The 21,528-nt window shown below is 51.6% G+C and carries 12 protein-coding genes; 7 read left to right on the forward strand and 5 right to left on the reverse strand.

All coding sequences use genetic code 11. From position 1 onward, the window contains the following. Positions 1-960: 960 nt before the first annotated feature. Together LOC54_RS01120 and LOC54_RS01125 are read left to right on the forward strand one after the other, a co-directional pair. Positions 961-1,854 (forward strand): FRG domain-containing protein, encoded by an 894-nt coding sequence (locus LOC54_RS01120; protein ID WP_279311980.1) that lies wholly within the window; start codon positions 961-963, stop codon positions 1,852-1,854. Positions 1,855-2,067: 213 nt separating this feature from the next. Then, positions 2,068-3,318, forward strand: a complete 1,251-nt coding sequence (locus LOC54_RS01125) for an MBL fold metallo-hydrolase (RefSeq protein ID WP_279311981.1) — start codon at positions 2,068-2,070, stop codon at positions 3,316-3,318. Positions 3,319-3,371: 53 nt separating this feature from the next. Here LOC54_RS01125 and LOC54_RS01130 read toward each other — a convergent pair. From LOC54_RS01130 to LOC54_RS01150, 5 genes are all read right to left on the reverse strand, one after another. After that, a protein-coding gene (locus LOC54_RS01130; RefSeq protein WP_279311982.1) for an IS3 family transposase occupies positions 3,372-4,522 on the reverse strand; the annotation gives its coding sequence in 2 pieces (ribosomal slippage) (positions 3,372-4,264 and positions 4,264-4,522; 1,152 coding nt in all). Positions 4,523-4,679: 157 nt separating this feature from the next. Next, positions 4,680-5,807, reverse strand: coding sequence for a patatin-like phospholipase family protein (locus LOC54_RS01135; protein ID WP_279311983.1), 1,128 nt, complete (start codon positions 5,805-5,807; stop codon positions 4,680-4,682). Then, positions 5,800-7,983: a ThiF family adenylyltransferase gene (locus tag LOC54_RS01140; RefSeq protein WP_279311984.1), complete on the reverse strand. Its 2,184-nt coding sequence runs from the start codon at positions 7,981-7,983 to the stop codon at positions 5,800-5,802. The genes LOC54_RS01135 and LOC54_RS01140 overlap by 8 nt, the downstream gene beginning before the upstream one ends. A gap of 61 nt (positions 7,984-8,044) precedes the next feature. Then, positions 8,045-9,184: a hypothetical protein gene (locus LOC54_RS01145; protein WP_279311985.1), complete on the reverse strand. Its 1,140-nt coding sequence runs from the start codon at positions 9,182-9,184 to the stop codon at positions 8,045-8,047. Between the two features lie 383 nt (positions 9,185-9,567). Continuing rightward, a complete protein-coding gene (locus LOC54_RS01150) occupies positions 9,568-9,981 on the reverse strand; it encodes a hypothetical protein (RefSeq protein WP_279311986.1) in 414 nt (137 codons plus the stop codon). 450 nt (positions 9,982-10,431) lie between these two features. On the opposite strand from LOC54_RS01150, the gene LOC54_RS01155 reads away from it, so the two are divergent. The 5 genes from LOC54_RS01155 to LOC54_RS01175 are packed head-to-tail and all read left to right on the forward strand — an operon-like array spanning position 10,432 to position 21,417. Beyond that, on the forward strand, positions 10,432-11,295 hold the full coding sequence (locus LOC54_RS01155; RefSeq protein WP_279311987.1) for a WYL domain-containing protein: 864 nt from the start codon (positions 10,432-10,434) through the stop codon (positions 11,293-11,295). 25 nt (positions 11,296-11,320) lie between these two features. After that, positions 11,321-14,821: a helicase-related protein gene (locus tag LOC54_RS01160; protein WP_279311989.1), complete on the forward strand. Its 3,501-nt coding sequence runs from the start codon at positions 11,321-11,323 to the stop codon at positions 14,819-14,821. Further along, positions 14,818-15,366: a hypothetical protein gene (locus LOC54_RS01165; RefSeq protein WP_279311990.1), complete on the forward strand. Its 549-nt coding sequence runs from the start codon at positions 14,818-14,820 to the stop codon at positions 15,364-15,366. The genes LOC54_RS01160 and LOC54_RS01165 overlap by 4 nt, the downstream gene beginning before the upstream one ends. Continuing rightward, a complete protein-coding gene (locus LOC54_RS01170; RefSeq protein ID WP_279311991.1) occupies positions 15,363-18,107 on the forward strand; it encodes a DUF1156 domain-containing protein in 2,745 nt (914 codons plus the stop codon). Before LOC54_RS01165 ends, LOC54_RS01170 begins: the two co-directional genes overlap by 4 nt. 13 nt (positions 18,108-18,120) lie before the next feature. Next, entirely contained in the window at positions 18,121-21,417 is a 3,297-nt protein-coding gene (locus LOC54_RS01175) for a DUF499 domain-containing protein (protein ID WP_279311992.1), read from the forward strand. Positions 21,418-21,528: the final 111 nt, after the last annotated feature.

Here is a 21,528-nt window from a genome sequence, read left to right on the forward strand (position 1 = left end):
AGTCTCAGTCTCAGTCTCAGTCTCAGTCTCAGTCTCAGTCTCAGTCTCAGTCTCAGTCTCAGTCTCAGTCTCAGTCTCAGTCTGAAATGGCGTTCGAGGATCTGTTGAGTTGCAGAATTCCGGATGCGCTAGATGCATGGGGTGCGGTTCAGACGGAGAGCATCACATCTCGGTTGATTGTGGAAAACTTGCTTGGGCGGACATGGCCGTTGCCCGTGGCACAGCTACGGTCTTTAACCCGAACCATGCGTGATGCTGGATGGACGCAAGCACGAAATTCAACGGTTAGATTCTGGATCAAGGGCTCTTAAACCGACACTAACTTGCTGCCTTTCCCTCCTTAAAATTTTGTCGGAAGGGCAGTAATAGGGCAACTGTGATGATCATGTGATCTGCCAAGGCTGACTTTTCTGGATCATGGCATTGAGGATGACGAGGAGCTGGCGTGCGATGGCGATAAGGATGGTCTTGGGTAGTCCCTGCGGCTCGCTAAACAATGTCGCCTTTCGGGTAACTATAAATGTCTGACATCTAGGCGACTGCCGCTTGTCTGGTTCCATATTACTGGGCAAATAGGCGGCCTTGGGGGGGAAAGCCGCCTGTCCGGTCTCGGCGGGAAAATGTCCATAGCGGGCTTTCGATCCAAGTGTTCTTCACTGACGGCTTGCGGTCGAACCCATTCGTAGATTCAGTCCTAGCCGGTGAACACTTCCTCCGTATCTAACCCGAGAAGGCCGGAGAGTGAATAACGGCTGCCGATCATGGGCATCATGCTGGTGCGCTCGACGGCGATTACCAGGTCGTCCAAAACTCGACGGTGAGTGATATGTGGCGTTTTACGAGTCCAATTCGGTCATTCGAAACGTCATACAGATATTGGAACCCGCAGTTCGTGCCGATGCCACGTTGCACAAAGTCATTAGATGGCATCATAGTCGCCTCAGTTGCAGGGGAAGAGGCATGAATTCTATCAAATCGGTCACAGATTTCGTTAGGATTATCCTTGGTTGGTCGGTCGCGAAAAATGCGGTCGTAACCTATCGCGGCCATGGCAGCACTGATTTCAAACTGATCCCGTCCATTTTCCGCAAGGAGGCGACGCGCGAAAATGAGCATATCCTATTGCGCGAACTCATCGCTGCTCATCCCGAAGATTTCGACCGAGATACGAGCGCACTGGAGATGTTGGTCAGAATGCAGCATTTCTCACTTCCTACGCGGCTACTCGACGTGACGATGAATCCAATGGTAGCGCTCTATTTTGCGTGCGAGACGGTTAAGAAGCGCGTACCTGCCTCAAATGGCAAGACTAGAATAAAGGATATGGACGGGCACGTCGTCATGCTCCGCGCCTTCAAACGAAGAGTGCGATACTTCGACAGTGATACCGTAAGCTGCCTTACAAATCTCGCACGGCTCTCTTGGACCTATAAGAACAAGATCGATACCGGGTTAGAGCTAGAAGAGTTCAATCAAAGCACGCCCATCAAAAGGCTGCTTCATTTTGTGAGGCAGGAAAAGAACGGCTTTCTCGATGAGATCGAGCCTAGCGATCTGGATTCGATCGTCCTAGTGAAGCCTAAGCAGAACAATAAGCGCATTCTCGCACAGGCGGGGGCGTTTTTTGCCTTCGGCTTGGACGAAGAAATCAAGTCAAATTCTTTAGACAAAATTAAAGTTGAGCATATCGTCATTCCTGCGGGTGCCAAAGGGGACCTTCTCAAGGAACTTGACAAACTTGGTATCAATGAAAAGACCATGTTCCCGGACATTGAACGCGCCGCGCGCTACATCACGGGGACATTGTCCTCTGGTGATGCGGCAACGAAGGTGTTACGGCATCCTACCAAATAGGCGTATTTCGCGCATGGTTAATCATGAGCCAATTGGGGGCTACGGAATGTCCGGAAGACCGACTTTTTCAACGCCCCAGAACGGGAATGATTAAATAGCAATCAACAAACTGTAGTTTCTCCTGTTTTTTTGCGCAATAGAGTCCATTGTGATAAAAATCCATACTCGCAATTTTATTAAATAAATACCAAATTTCAATAAGGAGAAAAATTAGTGTCTAAATTTTATTTTGATCAATACCAGAATCCTGTAGGTCAAGGTGGTTTCCAAAAAAATTATATATATGAAAATAAAAATAAAGTTTTATTTTCTTGGATTTTTGATTGCGGATCAAATCAAGCGCTGTCCTTGCATAGAGAAATTAAAGCCTTACCTCACTCTAACTTTAATGCTTTATTTCTCTCTCACCTCGACAATGATCACGTGAATGGTGTTGATTTACTTCTAAAGACATGTCACGTGGACGAAGTTGTATTGCCTTATTTGAGCGACGACAACTGGCTATTCCACTTGGCTGCTGCTATAGCAGGCGGCAATATAGCAGACACGTTTATTGACTTAGTTGAAGAGCCTGAAGTGTGGTTTGGAACTCGTGGAGTCCGCAAATTAACATATGTGGAGTGTGAGAATGAAGATGATGATACCATTTTAAAGCCCGATCCAGTGACACCTTCTCCCCATGAAACGGGGGACGAAGATATTGGCTCACAAATGGAACTGGTATGGACTCGTAGTGAAGATATTTCTTCCAAACCTATTTCGGATAAAGATTTAGATCGCGCCAATGTCTATTTAGTCCCCAAAGGGGCCATAGCTACTATTATTCGGGGAACGCACACTATAAATTGGATTTTATCGCCCTTTTCTTTTCAAGTATCGTCAAAAAATCTGAAACGTTTCCGCTCCGAACTCATTAAAGCATTCGGTTCCGGCCTCACTCTTCCTGATTACGCTGCTAAGGCAAGAACGCATACTGGACGTATGCAACTTCGCGCATGTTATGACTCCATCATAAAAGCGCATAATAAGACCTCACTAGTTTTATACTCTGGGCCATTTACATATAGAAGTAAAAAAATTCATAATACCGCATGGGTTGGACATTTTATTCGTAGAGCCGTTCAACCAGGCTGGATTTCAATGGGGGATTATGATTGTTCGAAATCTAAAAATGCAAAGACAATATCGAAGCGCTGTAAAAAGATGGTGGAGTTTTACTCATTATATTCTGATATTGTCGGACAAATCAGCTTACCACACCATGGATCTGATCTTAGCTTTGACCCAACTATTCTTTCGTCATTTCCAAACTGCCATGCAGCAATTGCGGCTGTTGGTCCGAATATCCATGGCCACCCTGGAATTGAAGTTCAACACCAAGTTGGGTTAATTAAAGCACTTCAGTTCGTGCGCGTGGATGAAAATCCTTCCAGCATATATCGAGTATTCGGGTTTATTGGATAGAAGTTTTTCATTTTGGTTGATTAAAAGTGACGTGCCCCCCTTTTTGTATCCACTCAAAAGGAGAGTTCCCGTTTTTTATGGCTTGGGGTTGATGGGATGACAAGGGTCTCGGGGGCATGCCCCCGAGACCCTTGTCTGGCGATCTGATCCGGTGTCCTGCCATCCAGTTGGGAATGGGGACGCACCGTATTGTAGTCTTCCCGCCAGTCAGCCAGAACCTGTCGGGCATGGCTGAGGGAGGTGAACAGCGTTTCGTTGAGGCATTCATCCCTCAATCGGCCGTTGAAACTTTCGACAAACCCGTTCTGCTGCGGTTTCCCCGGGGCGATATAATGCCATTCGATCTTCATCTCATCCGCCCATTTCAGGATGGCATGGGATGTGAACTCCGTACCGTTGTCGCTGACAATCATGAGGGGCTTGCCATATCGCTCCACCAGGGCCGTCAGTTCCCGCGCCACACGTCCACCTGATAATGACGTGTCGGCAACCAATGCCAGGTTCTTGCGACTGAAATCGTCGATAACAGCCAGAATGCGGAACCGGCGGCCACAGATCAGGGCATCCGAGACAAAATCCAGGCTCCGGCGCTGCCCGGGTTCCTGAGGGATGGTCATGGGAGAACGCGTCCCCAGTGCCCTCTTGCGGCCACCCCGGTGGCGGACTTTCAGCCCCTCTTCCTGGTAAAGGCGGAACAGCTTCTTGTGATTGAGGCTGAACCCTTCCCGCGCCAGAAGACAGCCCAGGCGGCGGTATCCAAAGCGGCGTCGCTGGGCCGCCAGATCCCGCAGGCGCTGGCGCAGGGCAGCATCATCTGCCCGGGAGGAAACATACCGCACAACACGCCTGGCGACACCAACAAGCGCACAGGCACGGCGTTCACTCAATTCCAGAGCTTCCTGAATATGTCGGACCGCCTGCCGTTTCGCGACAGGCGTCACCACTTTTTTCCAACAATTTCCTTCAGTGCCGCATTATCCGGCATCGCATCCGCCAGAAGACGTTTCAGGCGGCTGTTTTCATCTTCCAACGCCTTCAGCCGTTTGGCCTCAGATACCTCAAGGCCACCATAGCGGGTCTTCCATTTGTAAAACGTCGCATCACTGATCCCGTGTTTGCGGCAAAGATCAGTGACCTTGAGCCCAGCCTCCTGTTCCTTCAGCACCCCTATGATCTGCTCTTCCGTAAAACGACTGCGTTTCATCCGTCCGTATCCTTCTCGATCGGACTCTACTTTTAAATGGTTACATTTTCGGGGGGCACGTCAGCACGTCAATTTCCATAAACAGATTTGGGAAAAAAGTAGACACTCCACTTATCAATTGAGCTGTTCAGGAAATGACTTACCCGTCGAAACCGATTTAATTCGCTTTCGGAAGATTGTAGCGCTTCAATATTACCTCACACACTTCCGCACCATGGCGCGAAATGAGGTCGAAATTATCCTCTGATATGCGAGTTAGATTAGTCGGGTAGTTCAGCGAAGATGCACATTGAATATCCGAAAGCCTACCCTTAATAGTTTTAACATCTAGCCCGAGTTGTCGCATTGACGTACCCATTCGGAGCAATACCGCCTTTACCTCTCCACGAGCGATGGATCTGACCAACATCCGTGAGCGAAGTGCTCGTATCTGATCGCTAGCAATATCGAAAAGACGCGGGGAGTTCAGTTTTCCAAAGAAAGTTCCAAGTGCCGAAACAGGCTGCGGTGCATTCAAAGGACCAGAAGCATCACTACAAATGAGAAAATCGCAGCCTTCAAGGCCTATGCTAGGCTTGTAGAGGGCTTCCAAGCCCATATTTTCATATACCCCACCGTCCCACAGCCGAACGCGAGGATTTGGTAGGCAGACCTTCTCCAACGGCTCTTTCGTCGCCGGATCAGTTCTCCACCAACCGTATTCTGGTAAGTCGAGCCGGAGAGCGCCGATCACGTATGGAACGGCTGCTGATGCCGCAATGGCCTTCGCCACTGGTATATCTGGAGTAAAGTGCCGTCCGAACTTCCAATCGCCCATCATTGTTTTGGAGAAACGCCAATTCTTACCTGTCTCATAACAGGTCGTGTTAATATGCCATTTTGGTACTTCGGGTAAATCCTTAACGGACCCCTTCACTCCCCATCGAGTTTCGAGAAGCCTTGCAAGGATCTCAGCTCTTCGGAACAATATCTGAAAGTTTTCTCGGATAACTCCGCGCCACCCCAAAGCTGCCAGACTAAACAAATCGCCTGCCGTAAGCTTATCACGAAGCGCTGGATATACCTCATCTAGGAATTGCATCGAGGTTGGCCACGTGGCATTTGCGTGAGAGAAAATGGCTCCTATGATTAGGCTACCGCCAGAAACTGTTGAAATTTGGGTCACTTCTTCTAGCCGGTCTTGTTGTGCTAGATGATAAAGGACACCGAGATGGAACACAGCCGCGCGCACTCCACCTCCTGATAGGGCCAATCCCAGTCTTTGCCCATCTAGAACATTATCCACCCGCCGATTTTCCTGTTCCGCGCACAAGAATCGACATATCGTTCTCTGCGAGAATCAATGACACAGCCGGCAGACCATCGAGTGACATCGCATTTTGTAATTGTTTGATTTGTGCAATATCTGTACTACTCGGATGCGAGGATCGGCCGACCGGGTGAGAGTGCCACTCACCGATATATCGGATCTGGTTTCCTGTTCGGGCAGCCGCTGCCTCAATATCAGCTTTCAGTCGGAACACGCCACGTGTAAATGTTATCTGCGTACCGACGCTGTCGCTAGGGGGAGGCAACGTACCAACGACATCAATACGGCGAAGGTCGCAGTCGAACATACCCATTAGCACTCCACCAGTCTCCGATGGTAACGCTGTTGATCGACGTTGTTGAAGTTCTTTCTTCAACGAGGTGGATATAACGACCGTCCATCCCGCCACCTTCGTCGTAGTCGTGGTATCCGACACTACGGTCGTCCTAATTTCGTCTTCGGTCATTGTCCAAATTTTGACAGTTGCCTCAGGAGACCTAACACCGGATGCAATTCCATTGGCAATCAGTCCTGAAAGTATTTGGATTGACGCCATCGGGATCCGGTTCGTAAGCGCTCTACACGCTCCAGAATATTGCATCCTGTCGACCGGACCGAGATGATTGGCAAAGGACGGATTTTGGAGAATTTCTCGCAGGTATATGGCCTCAAGATCACGAAGCTTCGAAGTCCGCGCTTCATCTTCGATCATGAGAATTGCAGATTTTCCATTAGGCGTAAAAAATGCGCAAAGACGACGCGCTGTATTGGGTAAGTCGGAGGCCCAACGGGAGACGGGTACCGATGCAGAAACGTCAAAGATGAGATCAGCATCATCGATCTGCTGATTCAGCGCAGTCCGATCTGTTGGCGTGAGAACATTGTCCACAATTATACGGGCATCAATATCTGCTCGCACTTCCGCGAGGTTACTTGATAACTCAATTGCCTTGCTTCTACCCACTGACTGGTTATTGAGCGTGTGTCTTACCACGTTGTGGGGAAGTAGCATATCATCATCTACGATCGTCCACTTGAAGAGACCCTGCCGAACAAGTATTTCTGAAATTGCCGATCCAGCTGAGCCGGCCCCAATCATCAATATTCGACGTTCGTCCGCCTCTGGCTCTCCAGACAGATAAGCCGCGCCGATGGCATCGAATTCTTTATGGACAAACGACATGGATACCGGAATGTCATTCACTCCGTCCATCGACAGATTAGCACCTATGCTGCCGACGAATTTAAATTCTTTCGCCTCACCAGAAGTATTCCGATGCAGCAAACCCATCTTTTCTCCAATATCACCCATACTCGACGACGTTACAAACGCGACCGTTTCAGTCGCTCCGATCCCATTAGTTGCTGGATCAATCTGCGGAACGGTCACTAGGAAGCAAATGATTGACTTCCTATCTATGACACCTTGCCGCTCCCTTACCCAATTATTGATGCTTTCTTGAAGCGATTGGGAGAAATCGACACCTCCTTGCAGAAGGAAGTCGGATAATTGCCTAAGGTCACGCGGAGCACGCTTCATCCGCTTCATTTGTTGTGGCTGGACCGCGTAATGCAGGACTGTTAGTTCGACATCATTGCCTTTAACAGTGGACGGCCTTGATCCTCCAATAAAAATGTAACGGCAATCCTGATCAATGCTCCAGATAAACAGGCTATTATTCTGGCGGGCAGCCTCGCAGAAGTCATTTTTCAGGATGATCTGCGTCGAGTTTTCCGGCATAAAAAGCGGGTCGAAGGTCTGTCCAACTCCATGGAGTTCACCTTGGCAAGCTTTTTCAAACCATGCGCTCAGACGTCCCAGCAACTCTGCAGCAGTGTAGAAGCCTCGAACGTCCTGCCAAGGTCGATCATCGATACAAATACATGCGGGCAATCCCTCAGGCATTAAATTCTGATGCGGAGTATCAGGAAAATCTGGACGAGCGATTAGCACCGCGAACGGCATAGATTGGGAACGCGAGAAACATACCGTCAGCGATTCAACTGAGCGGATATCATAAACCGGTCGTTGGGGTCTCTCCACCACGAGATCGAAAGAAACAATATCTAACTCTTTGAACCGCCGACACTCACCAAGAGTGGTATAATCTTCTCCTGGTCCCACGATATAGTCGCAAAGCGCTTTCGCCAAAGGATTAGCGAGCTCCCGCACAGCTATGGTTTCCGACCCCTTTGGCTGCCAATACATGCCTTCATCCGTTCCTACCGGCTCTTGTTGGCGTCGATGCCGCAATACTGGTGGCTGTCGCTACAGATGCAAGCATGACAGCGACACCTTGTGCGGTAATCTTTAGATGTAGCAGTTTCGGTCGAAATTCGCTCGGTGTTTCCATAGTGACAAGGAACTTGCCATTCGAATCTTTGATAATCTTCCGGTAATAGTTTGCAGCCTGTCGATGTGGTGGCTGCTTATCCTTATCGGCTTCAGTCCCCTTCACCGGGATTGGCTTACTTGGCGAGACGATGATTTCATTCTGCCGAGCCAATTTTTCAAAAAGCCATTTAACATCCTCAACAGGCTCGGTAATGTCCTCGCCCTTCTCTGGTGACAAAGAAAGGTATGAGCAGTGGTGGAAAAGTTTCAGAACATCCCAATGAAGCCGGTCCTCATTACCATGTCTTCGGCTGGTACGCACGATCTGTGATAGGCATTCATGATCGATATCAGCACCGAGGAGGACATATGATTCCTGGCCTCCTTCGCGCAACGTCATTTGCACAACGATCGACCCTTGATTCCGATCGCTGAGGCCTTCATCGGTCCGCCATGCAAATGGACTGTGGACAAAAAATTCGACAGCCTCTTCGCCCCATTTATTAAATCCTGGAACTAATCCACCTGCATCAACAATGCAGTGTGCACGCGCATCGAGTGTAAGACCGTTTTCTTCCAGGTAGGATCTGAGAGCTTCCGGACGGGAGAACACCTTTATTCCCTTACCTTGCTTCAGGCGGTGTCGTGCTTCCTGTCTGATTATACGCGCATCATTGTCAAGAGATTCCTCGGTCAGAACTCCGGCAGGAACCCAGAGTTCATCAATCTTAATACGATCAGATCCTTGATATTTTTCGGCATGTTCTAACCAAAAAAACTCACTGGCACGATGGACATGGTCCTTGTCAAGATGCGTAAAAGCCACGACGCGGAAAGACTCTTGACCGGCTTCGTCCAATGCTTCCCGAATGGCTGTCGGGAGATCAATTCGCTTGTCGGTCGAATCGTTTTCGTTGCGCATATGCGCATAATCCATGAGGATTACATGATTATTTGCGAGCTGAATGAAAGTCGTGTCCGCATTTCCTGTTGGGAAGAACTTCATATGTGCCGTCATATACTGTAATCCTCGCCGCTGCTCTAAAAGAGCCCCCATTACATTTCGTGCAGTAAAAATGGGCGTGGACTTAAAGATATTCAAGTCGGATAATAATTTTTATGTATTTTTTTATGCACGTAATTAATGGCATAATTTAATGGAAAAATTATACATAATATAAGTATATAATTTTTCAAAACTGTGAAATTGGATATTAATATTATGTTGGCAGTCGCCTGTTTGGGGGGGCAGAATGTCCGCTTCTGGAAAGCAAGTCTTGATTACCTGATGTCGCTTATGAGGCGATTGCAGCCTGTCCGGTTAGGGGGGGGGGAGCCGGACTGTCCGCATTTAAGCTCACAGACTTGTGCAGCGGACACCCCCGTCAATTCGGAAACGGGTCACGCACCGATTGAATTTTTAACAAAAACGATATCCTGTTTAAAATCGTAATCAGGGTTGTAATGTGGACTTGTTAAAACAACTTCCACGTTTTCATAGCCTGCCGCTATTAAAGCAGCCACTCTATTTCTTCCATCGCAAAGTATTATTTTCCCGTCTTCTACTTTTAAAGTTGGGCAATGCGTTCGTTTTTCTTCTCTTAATTGCTTAGATACTCTGAGAAATCTGGTCTCCGCCACCCTCCTTGCGTGGTCTGGGTCACAAAGTTTTCCTTCATCGGCAAAAACCACTTTTCCATTTGTATCGGTATAATAATCAAATCCTGACTTTATAACATCAAACAGTTTTTTTAGGTCGACAGTAATGACTGGATTACTCATCAACTCGGGGGAAAGATCAAACGAAATGGTCATTATACATCCTTGTGTTTTTCAGAACGTTACAGGACATATCGATTGGTGTTAAGTGGTATTCGAAGGTATTTCCGGGCTGAGAGTTGCCGCTATGCTACCGATTGGGCAAGGTAGCTGCTTGCCCTTGGGGCAGCGTGTCAAGGAACCCTTTGTCGAATGTCCATTATACGGAGTGCGGTTTGAAACTTCCTATGTCCGAGAAGAGGCGAAACCGGAATGTCGGCTGTTAATAATTTAATCATCAGAAAGCTGACGCTCGCATAAAAAACTCTTACCTGACAGTTTATGGCGTGTCGTCAGTTAAGGTCTTTCAGAACAGGTAAAAAAGACTGCGCCGATATCTATCGGCTGTGCGATCCCGTAGCTATTGATTTCTCGAAGATGGTTAGTGTATAAACTATACGTATCATTGTAAGAGCCCATATAGTTTGTATTCGAAAGAGATTGTTTGTGCGCTGGGGTGTCGAGCAGAGGCTTGAGTTTATTGAGTTCCGCCTCTTCTGGGAGGGCTCCATCAACCGTGCCGATATTGTCGAATTTTTCAGCGTATCAGTTCCTCAGGCGTCAAAGGATCTGACGCTCTACCAGGAGCGAGCGCCGGGCAATATGGAGTATGATACGCGCGGTAAACGCTATGTCGCTGTTGAAAAATTCGTCCTGCGTTTTCTCGACCCTGATCCTTATGTCTACCTCCGACAGCTTCGCTCTGTGGCCGAAGATGCTACCCCCTTCCATGATTCCTGGATCGCGGCGTTTCCAGGCGCCGACGTGGCCCTAACGCCTAAACGGGACATCGACATCGAGGTCTTCCGCAAGATTCTCAACGCAGTCCGCAAAGATATGTCCGTCGAGGTTTTCTACCAGTCGATGAACAAGATGCGTCCTGACCCGATCTGGCGCAGGATCACACCGCACGCCTTTGGCTATGATGGTTTTCGCTGGCATGTCCGGGCCTATTGCCACCTTGAGCATAAGTTCAAAGACTTCCTTCTGCCGCGTATTCTGAAGGTCGGCGCGACCGGCACGCCTGGCGCGACCGGTGAGCAGGACTGGTTTTGGAACAATTATTTCGATGTGATCATCGGCCCGCATCCTGCTCTGACTGAAAGTCAGAAAAAGGTTGTTGCCAAGGATTACGGCTTGGATCAGGGCAATGGCGTCATGTCGGTTCGCTACGCGATGCTGTTCTACGTTTTGAAGAGACTTGGCCTACTCGGTGATGCAGCCAAGCAGAATGCTTACACACAGCATATCGTGACATTAAATCGCAAGGAAACAGAGGCCGCTTTAGACAAGGCGGGTTTTCAACTGTGAATGGGCGGAAAGGAAATGTCGGCGGATGGCGGCAAGGCTCGAAGACGTCAAGAATGGCGCATCAGTGCGGGGTATTGCTTCGTCGCAGGCCGTGCAGATCTTGTCTGTGGATTGGATCGGCGATCAGGCTATCAATGTCGTTTATCGCGATCATCATGGGACAGTGGCTGATGCTGTTCTTTATCGGGATGACGAACATCGTCTTGAGATCGAAAAGAACGGTCGGCCTTGGTCGTTCGATGCGGATGGTGCCCTGCTGCGCTTGGTAACGGAAGCCAATCGTATCAAACTGGCGTACTATTTCGATCCGTATCTGGCGATCCATACCAGTCTGATCGATCCTTTACCGCACCAGATATCAGCGGTCTACGGTGAGATGCTGCCTCGCCAGCCTCTTCGCTTTCTCCTCGCCGACGATCCCGGGGCAGGTAAGACGATTATGGCCGGACTGCTGATGAAGGAATTGATCGCCCGTAGCGATCTGGAGCGTTGTCTCATTGTTGCACCGGGCAGCCTAGTTGAGCAGTGGCAAGACGAACTCGGTCAGAAGTTCAATCTTGAGTTCGATATCCTTTCCCGCGAGATGATCGAGAATGCGCGATCGGGCAATCCCTTTAGTGACCGAGATCGGCTGATAGTCCGTCTCGACATGTTGGCGCGCAATGAGGAGCTTCAAGACAAGCTCATGAGTGCGCCCGAATGGGATCTGATTATCTGCGACGAAGCTCATCGCATGTCGGCTACTTATTTTGGCGGAGAGGTCAAATATACGCGGCGTTATCAGGTCGGCCAAAAGCTCGGCCAAGTCTGCCGCCACCTGCTGTTGATGTCGGCGACACCGCATAATGGCAAGGAAGAGGATTTTCAGCTCTTCATGGCTCTTCTCGACAGCGATCGGTTCGAGGGGCGGTTCCGTGATGGTGTTCACTATGCCGATACCGAAGACATGATGCGGCGGCTGACCAAGGAGGAACTGCTCAAGTTCGATGGCCGCCCGCTCTTCCCAGAGCGGCGGGCACGTACGGTCAAGTATCAGCTATCGGAAGGAGAAGCCGCGCTTTACACCGCCGTCACCGAATATGTTCGCACCGAGATGAACCGTGTGCAGCGCTTTGCTGAGGGTGACGGGAAAAAGCGCAACAATATCGGCTTTGCCTTGCAAATTCTTCAACGACGTCTCGCTTCATCGCCGGCCGCCATCTACCAATCACTCAAGCGCCGTCGGGAACGACTGGAAAACGAACTTGGCGAAGCACGCCTTGCTGCAAAGTATCGCCGGAGCGGAACCGAGGTGGCCATTAACTCTGACATGCTGCGGAACATAGAGGAGTATGGCCAGGAAGAGATCGACGAGCTTGAAGATCTGATTTCGACAGGCGCGACGACGGCAGAGACAGTCGAGCAACTTGCCTTGGAAGTCGAGACACTGAAAGGGCTTGAGACGATGGCGCTCGGCGTGCTGCGCTCTGGCGTGGACACGAAATGGAGCCAGCTCAATCGTATTCTTGACGACGATTTGATGATGGACGCGGCAGGTAATCGCCGCAAGCTGATCATTTTCACAGAACCCAAGGACACGTTGCATTATTTACTCGACAAGGTGCGGGCACGGCTTGGTACCTCCGAAGCCGTGGATGTGATCCACGGTGGCGTATCGCGTGAAGAGCGTCGAAAGGTCGTTGAGCGCTTCATGCAGGACAAGAACATGCTGGTCCTCATCGCCAATGATGCGGCAGGTGAAGGTGTGAACCTCCAGCGCGGTCATCTCATGGTTAACTACGATCTGCCATGGAATCCTAACAAGATTGAGCAGCGCTTCGGCCGTATCCATCGCATCGGTCAGACCGAGGTCTGTCATCTCTGGAATCTCGTCGCGGCTGATACCCGTGAGGGTGAGGTTTATGCGCGATTGCTGGAGAAACTGGAAGCTGCGCGCGAGGCGCTGGGCGGCCGTGTTTACGATGTGCTTGGCGAATTGTTTGAAGGGGTAGCACTGAAGGATTTGCTGTTCGAGGCGATCCAGTATGGCGAGCAGGAGGACGTGAAAGCGCGTCTTTTCCAACAGGTTGATGGTGCGGTCGATCAAGGGCACCTACTCGAACTGCTGCGGCGCCGCGCTCTTACCAACGACGCGATGCCGGAGGCGAAGGTCGAGGAGCTGAGGCTCGAAATGGAACGCGCCGAGGCGCTGCGCCTACAACCGCATCACATCCAGAGCTTTTTCGTCGAGGCGTTTCAGAATCTGGGTGGCCGGATCAAGCGTCGCGAGGATGGACGTTGGGAAATCACTCATGTTCCGGTGCGTATCCGCGAGCGGGATCGCCAGATCGGAACAGGTGCGCCGCTTCAAACTCAGTATGAGCGGATATGCTTCGAGAAGGATAAGATCAACCAGCAGCCCGTCGCAGCCTTCGTCTGTCCCGGCCATCCGTTGCTCGAAGCGGTAATCAGTCTAATCCGCGAGCAGTATGAGCAGATCATGCGGCAAGGGGCGATCCTGGTAGACGACACCGACGCAGGCGACGCGCTATCGGCAATTTTTCTGCTTGAGCATACGGTCCAGGACGGACGTGTCACCAGTGCAGGCAAGCCGCATGTTATTTCGCAGCGGCTTCAGTTCGTAGCCATCGACAAGGCAGGAGACACTGTTAATGCTGGAATCGCGCCTCATTTGAATCTGCGACCAGCTCAGCCGGAAGAGGTCGCCTGTGTGCGTGATCTTCTTGACGAGAGTTGGCTGACCACCGATCTTGAAAAGGCAGCTATCCGGTTTGCGACGGTCGAACTGGCCCAGCGCCATGTCGCCGAAGTTAAGGCTCGGCGTTTGCCGGAGATCGAGAAGGTCGAGCAGGAGGTTCGCGCACGGCTCAAGAAAGAGATCAACTACTGGGACTCACGCGCCTTCGAGCTAAAGGAAGAGGAACGTGCCGGCAAGAAAACGCGCGTGAACTGGCAGAACGCGCAGCGCCGGGCCGAAGAACTGGCGGATCGGCAGAAGCGTCGTATGGACCAGCTTGAGCGGGAGCGATTCATCTCATCGCAACCGCCGCGGGTACGGGGCGGTATGGTCGTTATCCCGCGTGGGCTGCTTGAAGCACGGCAGGCACCAAGCATACCGGACCATTTCGCGGTAGATCCAGCTGCGCGTCGGGCAATTGAGCTTGCGGCAATGGACGCAGTCATGGCGGCCGAACGATCGTTGGGCAACGAACCGGCTGACGTCTCCGCCCAGAAGATCGGTTATGACATCGCTTCCCACGATCCGAAATCAGGCCACCTGCGTTTCATCGAGGTCAAGGGTCGGATTGACGGGGCAGATTCCCTGATGGTCACACGGCAAGAGATCATCACCTCCCTAAACGAACCAGAAAAATTTATTCTAGCGATTGTTTCCGTGACGAATGGCATTGCGCAAGCCCCGCGCTATGTGCGTGGTCCACTCGTCGAACGAGAGCCGTCATTTCTCGAAACCGCTATTCAGTTTGACTTGAAACGCCTGTTGGAACGTGCGGGAAGCCCAATATGACGACCATTTGGAATACCCACTCGGAAGGGTTGTTCTGGCATGTCTGTGAAGAGCGTTTAGGCTATGACATCCAGAAAATCTCTGAATCACAAGCTCCTAGTCCTGATTACGAAATCCACGCAGACGGAATACGTATTGTTGCCGAAGTGAAGGAGTTATCGGACAATGCAAAGAGCTGTGAAATCCAAAACGCTCTCGAAGAGCCAGGTCATATACATATTGATACCGTTGATTTCGAGTTTACTGGCGCTCTGGATCGTGTTCTCCGCAAGCAAGAGCGGCAACTTGCGGCTGAGTCTCGGAGTGGGACCCCAACGCTTGGCGTAATCTATGTGGGTAGGTTTCTTGGTCCAACAGAATACCAGATCCGCCATCAGTTACGCCGGGGAGCTGTGAGTATTCCCTCAGCTATTAGTGCAATTATGCTTATGAAGCATTCTGGAATAATGGCTGAAGAAACTCCCACGCCACTTTATCTGATATTTTGTAACCCGAATGCCACCGTAATTTGGCCAGTCGACATTTTCCCCGAGATATTCGCATGACACACCCCTATAAAAAGAAACTCATCGAAGTCGCCATCCCGCTGGAAGCGATCAATGCAGCGTCGGTACGAGAGAAGTCGATCCGGCATGGGCATCCGTCCACGCTGCATCTGTGGTGGGCGCGGCGGCCGTTAGCGGCTTGCCGGGCGGTGTTGTTCGCCCAGCTTGTCGATGATCCGTCGAGCGACCTTGAAAAGTTCCCGACGCTTGAGGCACAGGAGACCGAACGCAAGCGGTTGTTCGCCGTCATTGAGGACTTGGTGAAGTGGGAGAACTCAACCAACGAGGAAGTGCTGGAGCGCGCCCGTGCCGAAATCCGCAAGAGCTGCGGCGGCGAAATGCCGCCGGTCTATGATCCGTTCTCGGGCGGCGGGTCGATCCCGTTGGAGGCACAGCGCCTCGGTCTACCCGCTTATGGGTCTGACCTGAACCCGGTCGCGGTGATGATTGGTAAGGCGATGATCGAGATACCGCCGAAATTCAAAGACATGAAGCCGATCCATCCCGGCGCCAAAGACAGGCAGTTTTATCGCAACGCCGAGGGCCTCGCCGAAGATGTCAAATACTATGGCGAATGGATGCGCGAGACGGCCTGGAAGCGCATCGGTCATCTCTACCCGCAGGTCGATCTGCCGAAGGAGATTGGCGGTGGCAGAGGAACCGTTGTTGCATGGATTTGGGCACGCACTGTTCCAAGTCCGGACCCGGCCTTTGCAGGTGTTGAAGTTCCGCTGGTTCGGTCGTTTCAACTGAGCGACAGCGCTTGGGTTGAGCCGGTTGTGAGCGGCAAACAATACACTTTTCAAGTGCGGACTGGTGGTTTACCCGACGCTACCAAGCTTGCGGGCACTGTCAGCAGGCAGGGCGGCCGGTGTCTTGTCTCAAACACTGCAATGCCGCTCAATTATATCAGAGAAATGGCCCGAAAGAGTGGCTTGGGTCAGCGGCTCATGGCGGTCGTGGTGGAAGGCACGCGAGGACGTGTGTTCATTTCGCCAACAGCTGATATGGAAAAAACGGCGTTCCTTGAGAAGCCAAAATGGCTGCCAGAGGAGTTAGTTACGACACCTTCTCATGAGGTTGATCGATTGCCGATGTATGGCATGACAACCTGGGGAGATGCCTTTACGGATCGTCAAGCAATCGCTCTGACCACATTTGTGGATGTTGCGAAGGAGCTGAAAGAAAAAATTCTTGAAGACTTGATTACAGGCAACACCATCGATGCGATTGATCCGGAGAATTACGCTAATGCCGTTCGCGTTTATCTTGCTTGCGCAATTGATAGATGTGCAGACGCCTGGAGTACGATTGCTACTTGGGCAACGAGTGGCTTCATAAGGTTTACTTTCGCCCGCCAAGCAATCGCAATGACATGGGATTTTGCCGAATGCAATGTGTTCAGTTCATCTACAGGGAATTTTGGAGGAGCTGTTGATTGGGTGGTCAAAGCCCTATCCGAACTTCCTGCAATCGGCACCGGCAGCGTGAATCAAGCGGATGCCCGTTTTACAGTATTACCATCTGCAAGCAGCCTTTCGACCGACCCGCCATACTATGACAACATCGGATATGCGGATCTATCCGACTATTTTTATGTATGGTTGAAGAAGTCGGTCGGTGACATTTTTCCGGAAATATTTTCGACTATAGCGGTTCCTAAATCGGATGAGTTGGTCGCAATGCCGCATCGGCATAAAAACCGCCGAGCCGCGGAAGATTATTTTCTAAATGGAATGTCGGAGGCATTTTCAAATATCGTTACTCAAGTAAACAGCGATCTTCCTGCTACTATTTATTATGCATTCAAACAAAGTGAGGTATCTGAAGAGGGCCTGACGTCATCGGGTTGGGCAACCTTCCTTGAAGCCGTAATTTTTTCGGGTCTCTCCGTTGTAGGAACCTGGCCTGTCCGCACTGAACGCGCGGGGCGAACGATCAGTGTGGGCGCTAACGCACTTGCGACCTCGGTGGTTCTCGTATGTCGCAAAAAGGCTTCCACGGCAGAGGTCATCACGCGGGCAGAATTCATCCGTGCCCTTAAGCGAGAACTGCCGCCTGCCATTGCCGAACTTCAGGCTGCCAACATTGCCCCGGCCGACATGCCGCAATCAGCCATCGGGCCCGGTATGGGCGTCTTTTCGCGCTACAAGGCGGTACTGGAATCCGATGACAGTCCTATGAGCGTGAAGACTGCGCTTCAACTCATCAATAGAGAACTCGACGAATATCTTGGCGGCATTCAGGGAGAATTCGATCCCGACACGCGCTTTGCGATTACCTGGTTCGAGCAAAACGGAAACGGCAAAGGGGACTATGGCGTGGCCGACAACCTTGCCCGTGCCCGTGGCATCTCGGTCGAAAGCATCAAGCACGCAGGGATTGTCGAAAGCGCAGCCGGCAAGGTTCGTATCCTGACACGCGACGAACTCGATGAAAATTGGGACCCGGAAAGGGATGACCACTTGACGGTGTGGGAGTGCCTCCAGCACCTCGTCAAGTCACATGAGAAGGATGGCATTTCGCATGATACGGCCGTGTTACTGAAGAAGATCGGGAGCCAGGCCGAGGCTGTGAAGGATCTGGCCTATTGTCTTTATGACATCAGCGCCAACAAGCGAAAGGATGCGAAGGAGGCGACCGCCTATAACGCTCTGATCGCCGACTGGGCCGAACTGACGAATGCGGCTGCGGCTATCCACGATACCAGCGGCGATCGTCAGATCCGGCTGGACATTTGAGGGGGAACGGAACGTGGCAAAAAGCACGCGTCAATCTGTATTTGAAGGGATGGAGTTGCTCCCGGCAGCATTAATCCCCTTCGTCGAAAAGAGGTTAGAAACCTCCCTCAAAGGATACTGGCAGGTCCAGGTTCTTGAAAAACTGCCGAACCTGCGCCCCAGCAGCAATGGTGAGATTGGTTGGGATCAGGCCGCGCTGTTCAATGCGATGGACCGGTTTTGGAGCGAAGCATTCAAGGCGGTCCTTGGCCGCGCCGAACGCTCGTTGGTCAACGAGCTGGGTGATGTCCGCAACAAGCTCTCGCATAACGAGACCTTCACGTACGATGATGCCGAACGTGCGCTCGATTCCATGCGCCGCCTGATGGAGGCGATCAGCGCTGGGGAGGCGGCGGAGCAACTCGGTAAGATGCGTGACACGATCCTGCGCACAAAGTTCACCGAGCTTCAGCGCAATGAGGAACGACGGAAAACCCAGCGCCTCGACATTTCGGTTGAGACTGTGGCAGGGCTTTTGCCATGGCGTGAGGTGGTCGAGCCACATCAGGATGTCGCTACTGGCGAGTTCCAGCAAGCCGAGTTCGCCGCCGACCTTGCCAAAGTATATTCAGGCAGCGCACCGGCTGAGTATCGCGATCCGAAGCAGTTTTTCAGCCGGACCTATCTGACCGAAGGTCTTAGCGCGCTTCTAATTGGAGCGGCTCGGCGGCTCTCAGGTACCGGCGGCGATCCGGTCGTCGAACTGCAGACGAATTTCGGCGGCGGTAAGACGCACTCAATGCTAGCGCTCTACCACATGGCCGGCCCGATCCCGGCCCATGATTTGTCTGGGCTCGACCAGTTGCTGGACAAGCAGGGGTTGAGCGTTCCGAAAGACATCAAACGCGCTGTGTTAGTCGGCACATCGCGCGGGCCGCAGGATGTTCTCAATGCCGAAGGTGGTCGTAAGATCCGTACAACCTGGGGTGAACTGGCATGGCAGCTTGGCGGGCCGGACGGTTTCGACATGGTCGCCGAGAACGATGCGAGCGGTATCGCGCCGGGATCGAACCTGCTTGAGGCGCTATTCAAAACATATGCACCTTGCCTGATCCTGATTGACGAATGGGTCGCCTATCTGCGCCAAATTTACAAAGTTGACGGATTGCCGGCTGGCTCGTTCGACGCCAACCTTTCATTTGTCCAGTCGCTGACCGAGGCAGTCAAAGCCAGCCCCGGTACGCTGCTGGTTGCTTCGTTGCCAGCCTCGCAGATTGAGGTGGGTGGTGAAGGCGGTCAGGAAGCACTGGCGCGCCTCAAGCAAACCTTTAGTCGAGTGGAATCCTCATGGCGGCCGGCAAGTCAGGAAGAGAGCTACGAGATCGTCCGGCGGCGGCTGTTTAAGGAAATACCTGGCGATAAGTTTCATCACCGCGACAACACATTGAAGCAATTTTCCAAACTATATCGCGAAAATACCAACGATTTCCCGCAAGGCTGTGCGGATGAGGACTACCGGCGTAAGCTTATAAAAGCCTATCCCATCCATCCCGAATTGTTTGATCAACTCTATACGAGTTGGGGATCTCTGGAAAAATTCCAGCGCACACGCGGTGTCCTGCGTCTGATGGCGCAAACCATTCACGAGCTTTGGATGAGCAACGATCCTTCGGTGATGATCATGCCCGGCAGCGTTACGGTTAGTTCGCCGCGCGTGGAACCGGAGTTGCTGCACTATCTTGATGTGACCTGGCAGTCGATCATCGCTGGCGATGTTGATGGCACAGCATCCACACCATACAAGATTGACCAGTCGGCACCAAACCTAAACCGTTATTCGGCGACAAGGCGCGTTGCGCGCGCGATCTTCATGGGAACGGCGCCGACGCACCAGCAACAAAATACCGGCCTTGATGACAAGCAGATCAATTTGGGGGTCGTGCAGCCAGGCGAGCGTCCGGCGATCTTCGGTGATGCGCTGAGACGACTGACCAACCAGGCCAAGTTTATGCACGCCGATCTCGGACGCTATTGGTATTCTATGTCTGCCAGCCTCAATCGTATCGCAGCGGACAAAGCGGCGCAGATCGAAACAGCGCTCGTCGACGTGACCATCGATGCGCAACTTGGCAAATATGTGAACGGGCTTACCGATCGGGGGCATTTCGATGCCGTGCAGGTCGCGCCTGCCTCATCGTCAGAAGTTCCTGATGAATCGGGCGGAGTGCGTGCCGTCGTGCTGGGCGTCAAGTATCCGCATAATGGACGTGACGGTTCCGAAGCACTCGTCGAGGCAAAGGACATACTTACACAGCGCGGCAGCATGCCTCGCGTTTATCGCAACATGCTGGTATTCATCGCTGCGGAAAATCGTCAGCTTGAGCATTTGAAAGATGCCGTACGCGCCTTCCTTGCCTGGGGCGAGATTGTCCGCGATACAGAGCGGCTAAACCTCACTCAAAGCGACAGTGCACTCGCCAAAACAAAGCTTGCCGAAGCCAACGAGACAATGAAGACGCGTCTAAAAGAAGCGTGGTGCTATTTACACTATCCTGCTCAGGAGAGTGCACAGGCAGATTGGGAGTGGGTATCCGGAAAAATTCCAGCGCAAGACGGATTGCTGACTCGCGCGAGCAAAAAGCTGGTGGCTGAAGAGGGCCTGCTCGTCGAGCTGGGACCATCGCGTCTTGATCGCGATCTCCAGAAATATATATGGAACGGAAAGCCGCACCTTTCACTAAAGGATCTGCGGGAATACATTAATCGCTACATCTACCTGCCGCGGCTGAAGAACCAAGAGGTTCTGATTAAAGCCGTGCAAGCATCCATCAGTGGTATGTTACCCGGCCCATTCGCTTATGCTGAGCGATGGGATGAGAAGACGGATACATATGTGGGCCTGGCGATCGAGCGGGCTAGTAATGCTATTGTGGTCATTGATGGTGATAGCGTCATCGTGAATCCCGACATTGCCGAAGCACACAGACCGACTTCTGCGCAACCTGAATCGACTACTGATGGCCCAAAAAAGCCCAGAGGAACACCACTGGAGGCAGAAGGTGAACCAGAAGGAACGCAGGGCTCACCTACTTCAGAGAAAAAGCCAACCCGATTCATAGGGGCAGTCATGATCTCGCCCGAACGACCGGCTAGGGACATCCATCAGGTTGTCGAAGCGATTGTCGAGCAACTCACGACACTTCCAGATAGTCAGGTGAAGCTTAGGTTTGAAATCGAAGCTGAGGTGCCGGGCGGCCTCGATCGTGCCAAGGTGAGGACGCTAGTCGAAAACGCCAATACGCTTGGCTTCGTGGAAAAATCGATCGAATGATAGCACGGTCGTTCCGTCAGTCATCAACCAGAAAAAATGAGCTTTTATCAATCAAAGAGGGACCAGAATATCAAGTTTGGAAGCAGTCATCATTGCAAACGAAGGATGGTT

The sequence above is a fragment of the Acetobacter sp. AN02 genome, from assembly GCF_029759835.1.
Classification (GTDB): domain Bacteria; phylum Pseudomonadota; class Alphaproteobacteria; order Acetobacterales; family Acetobacteraceae; genus Acetobacter.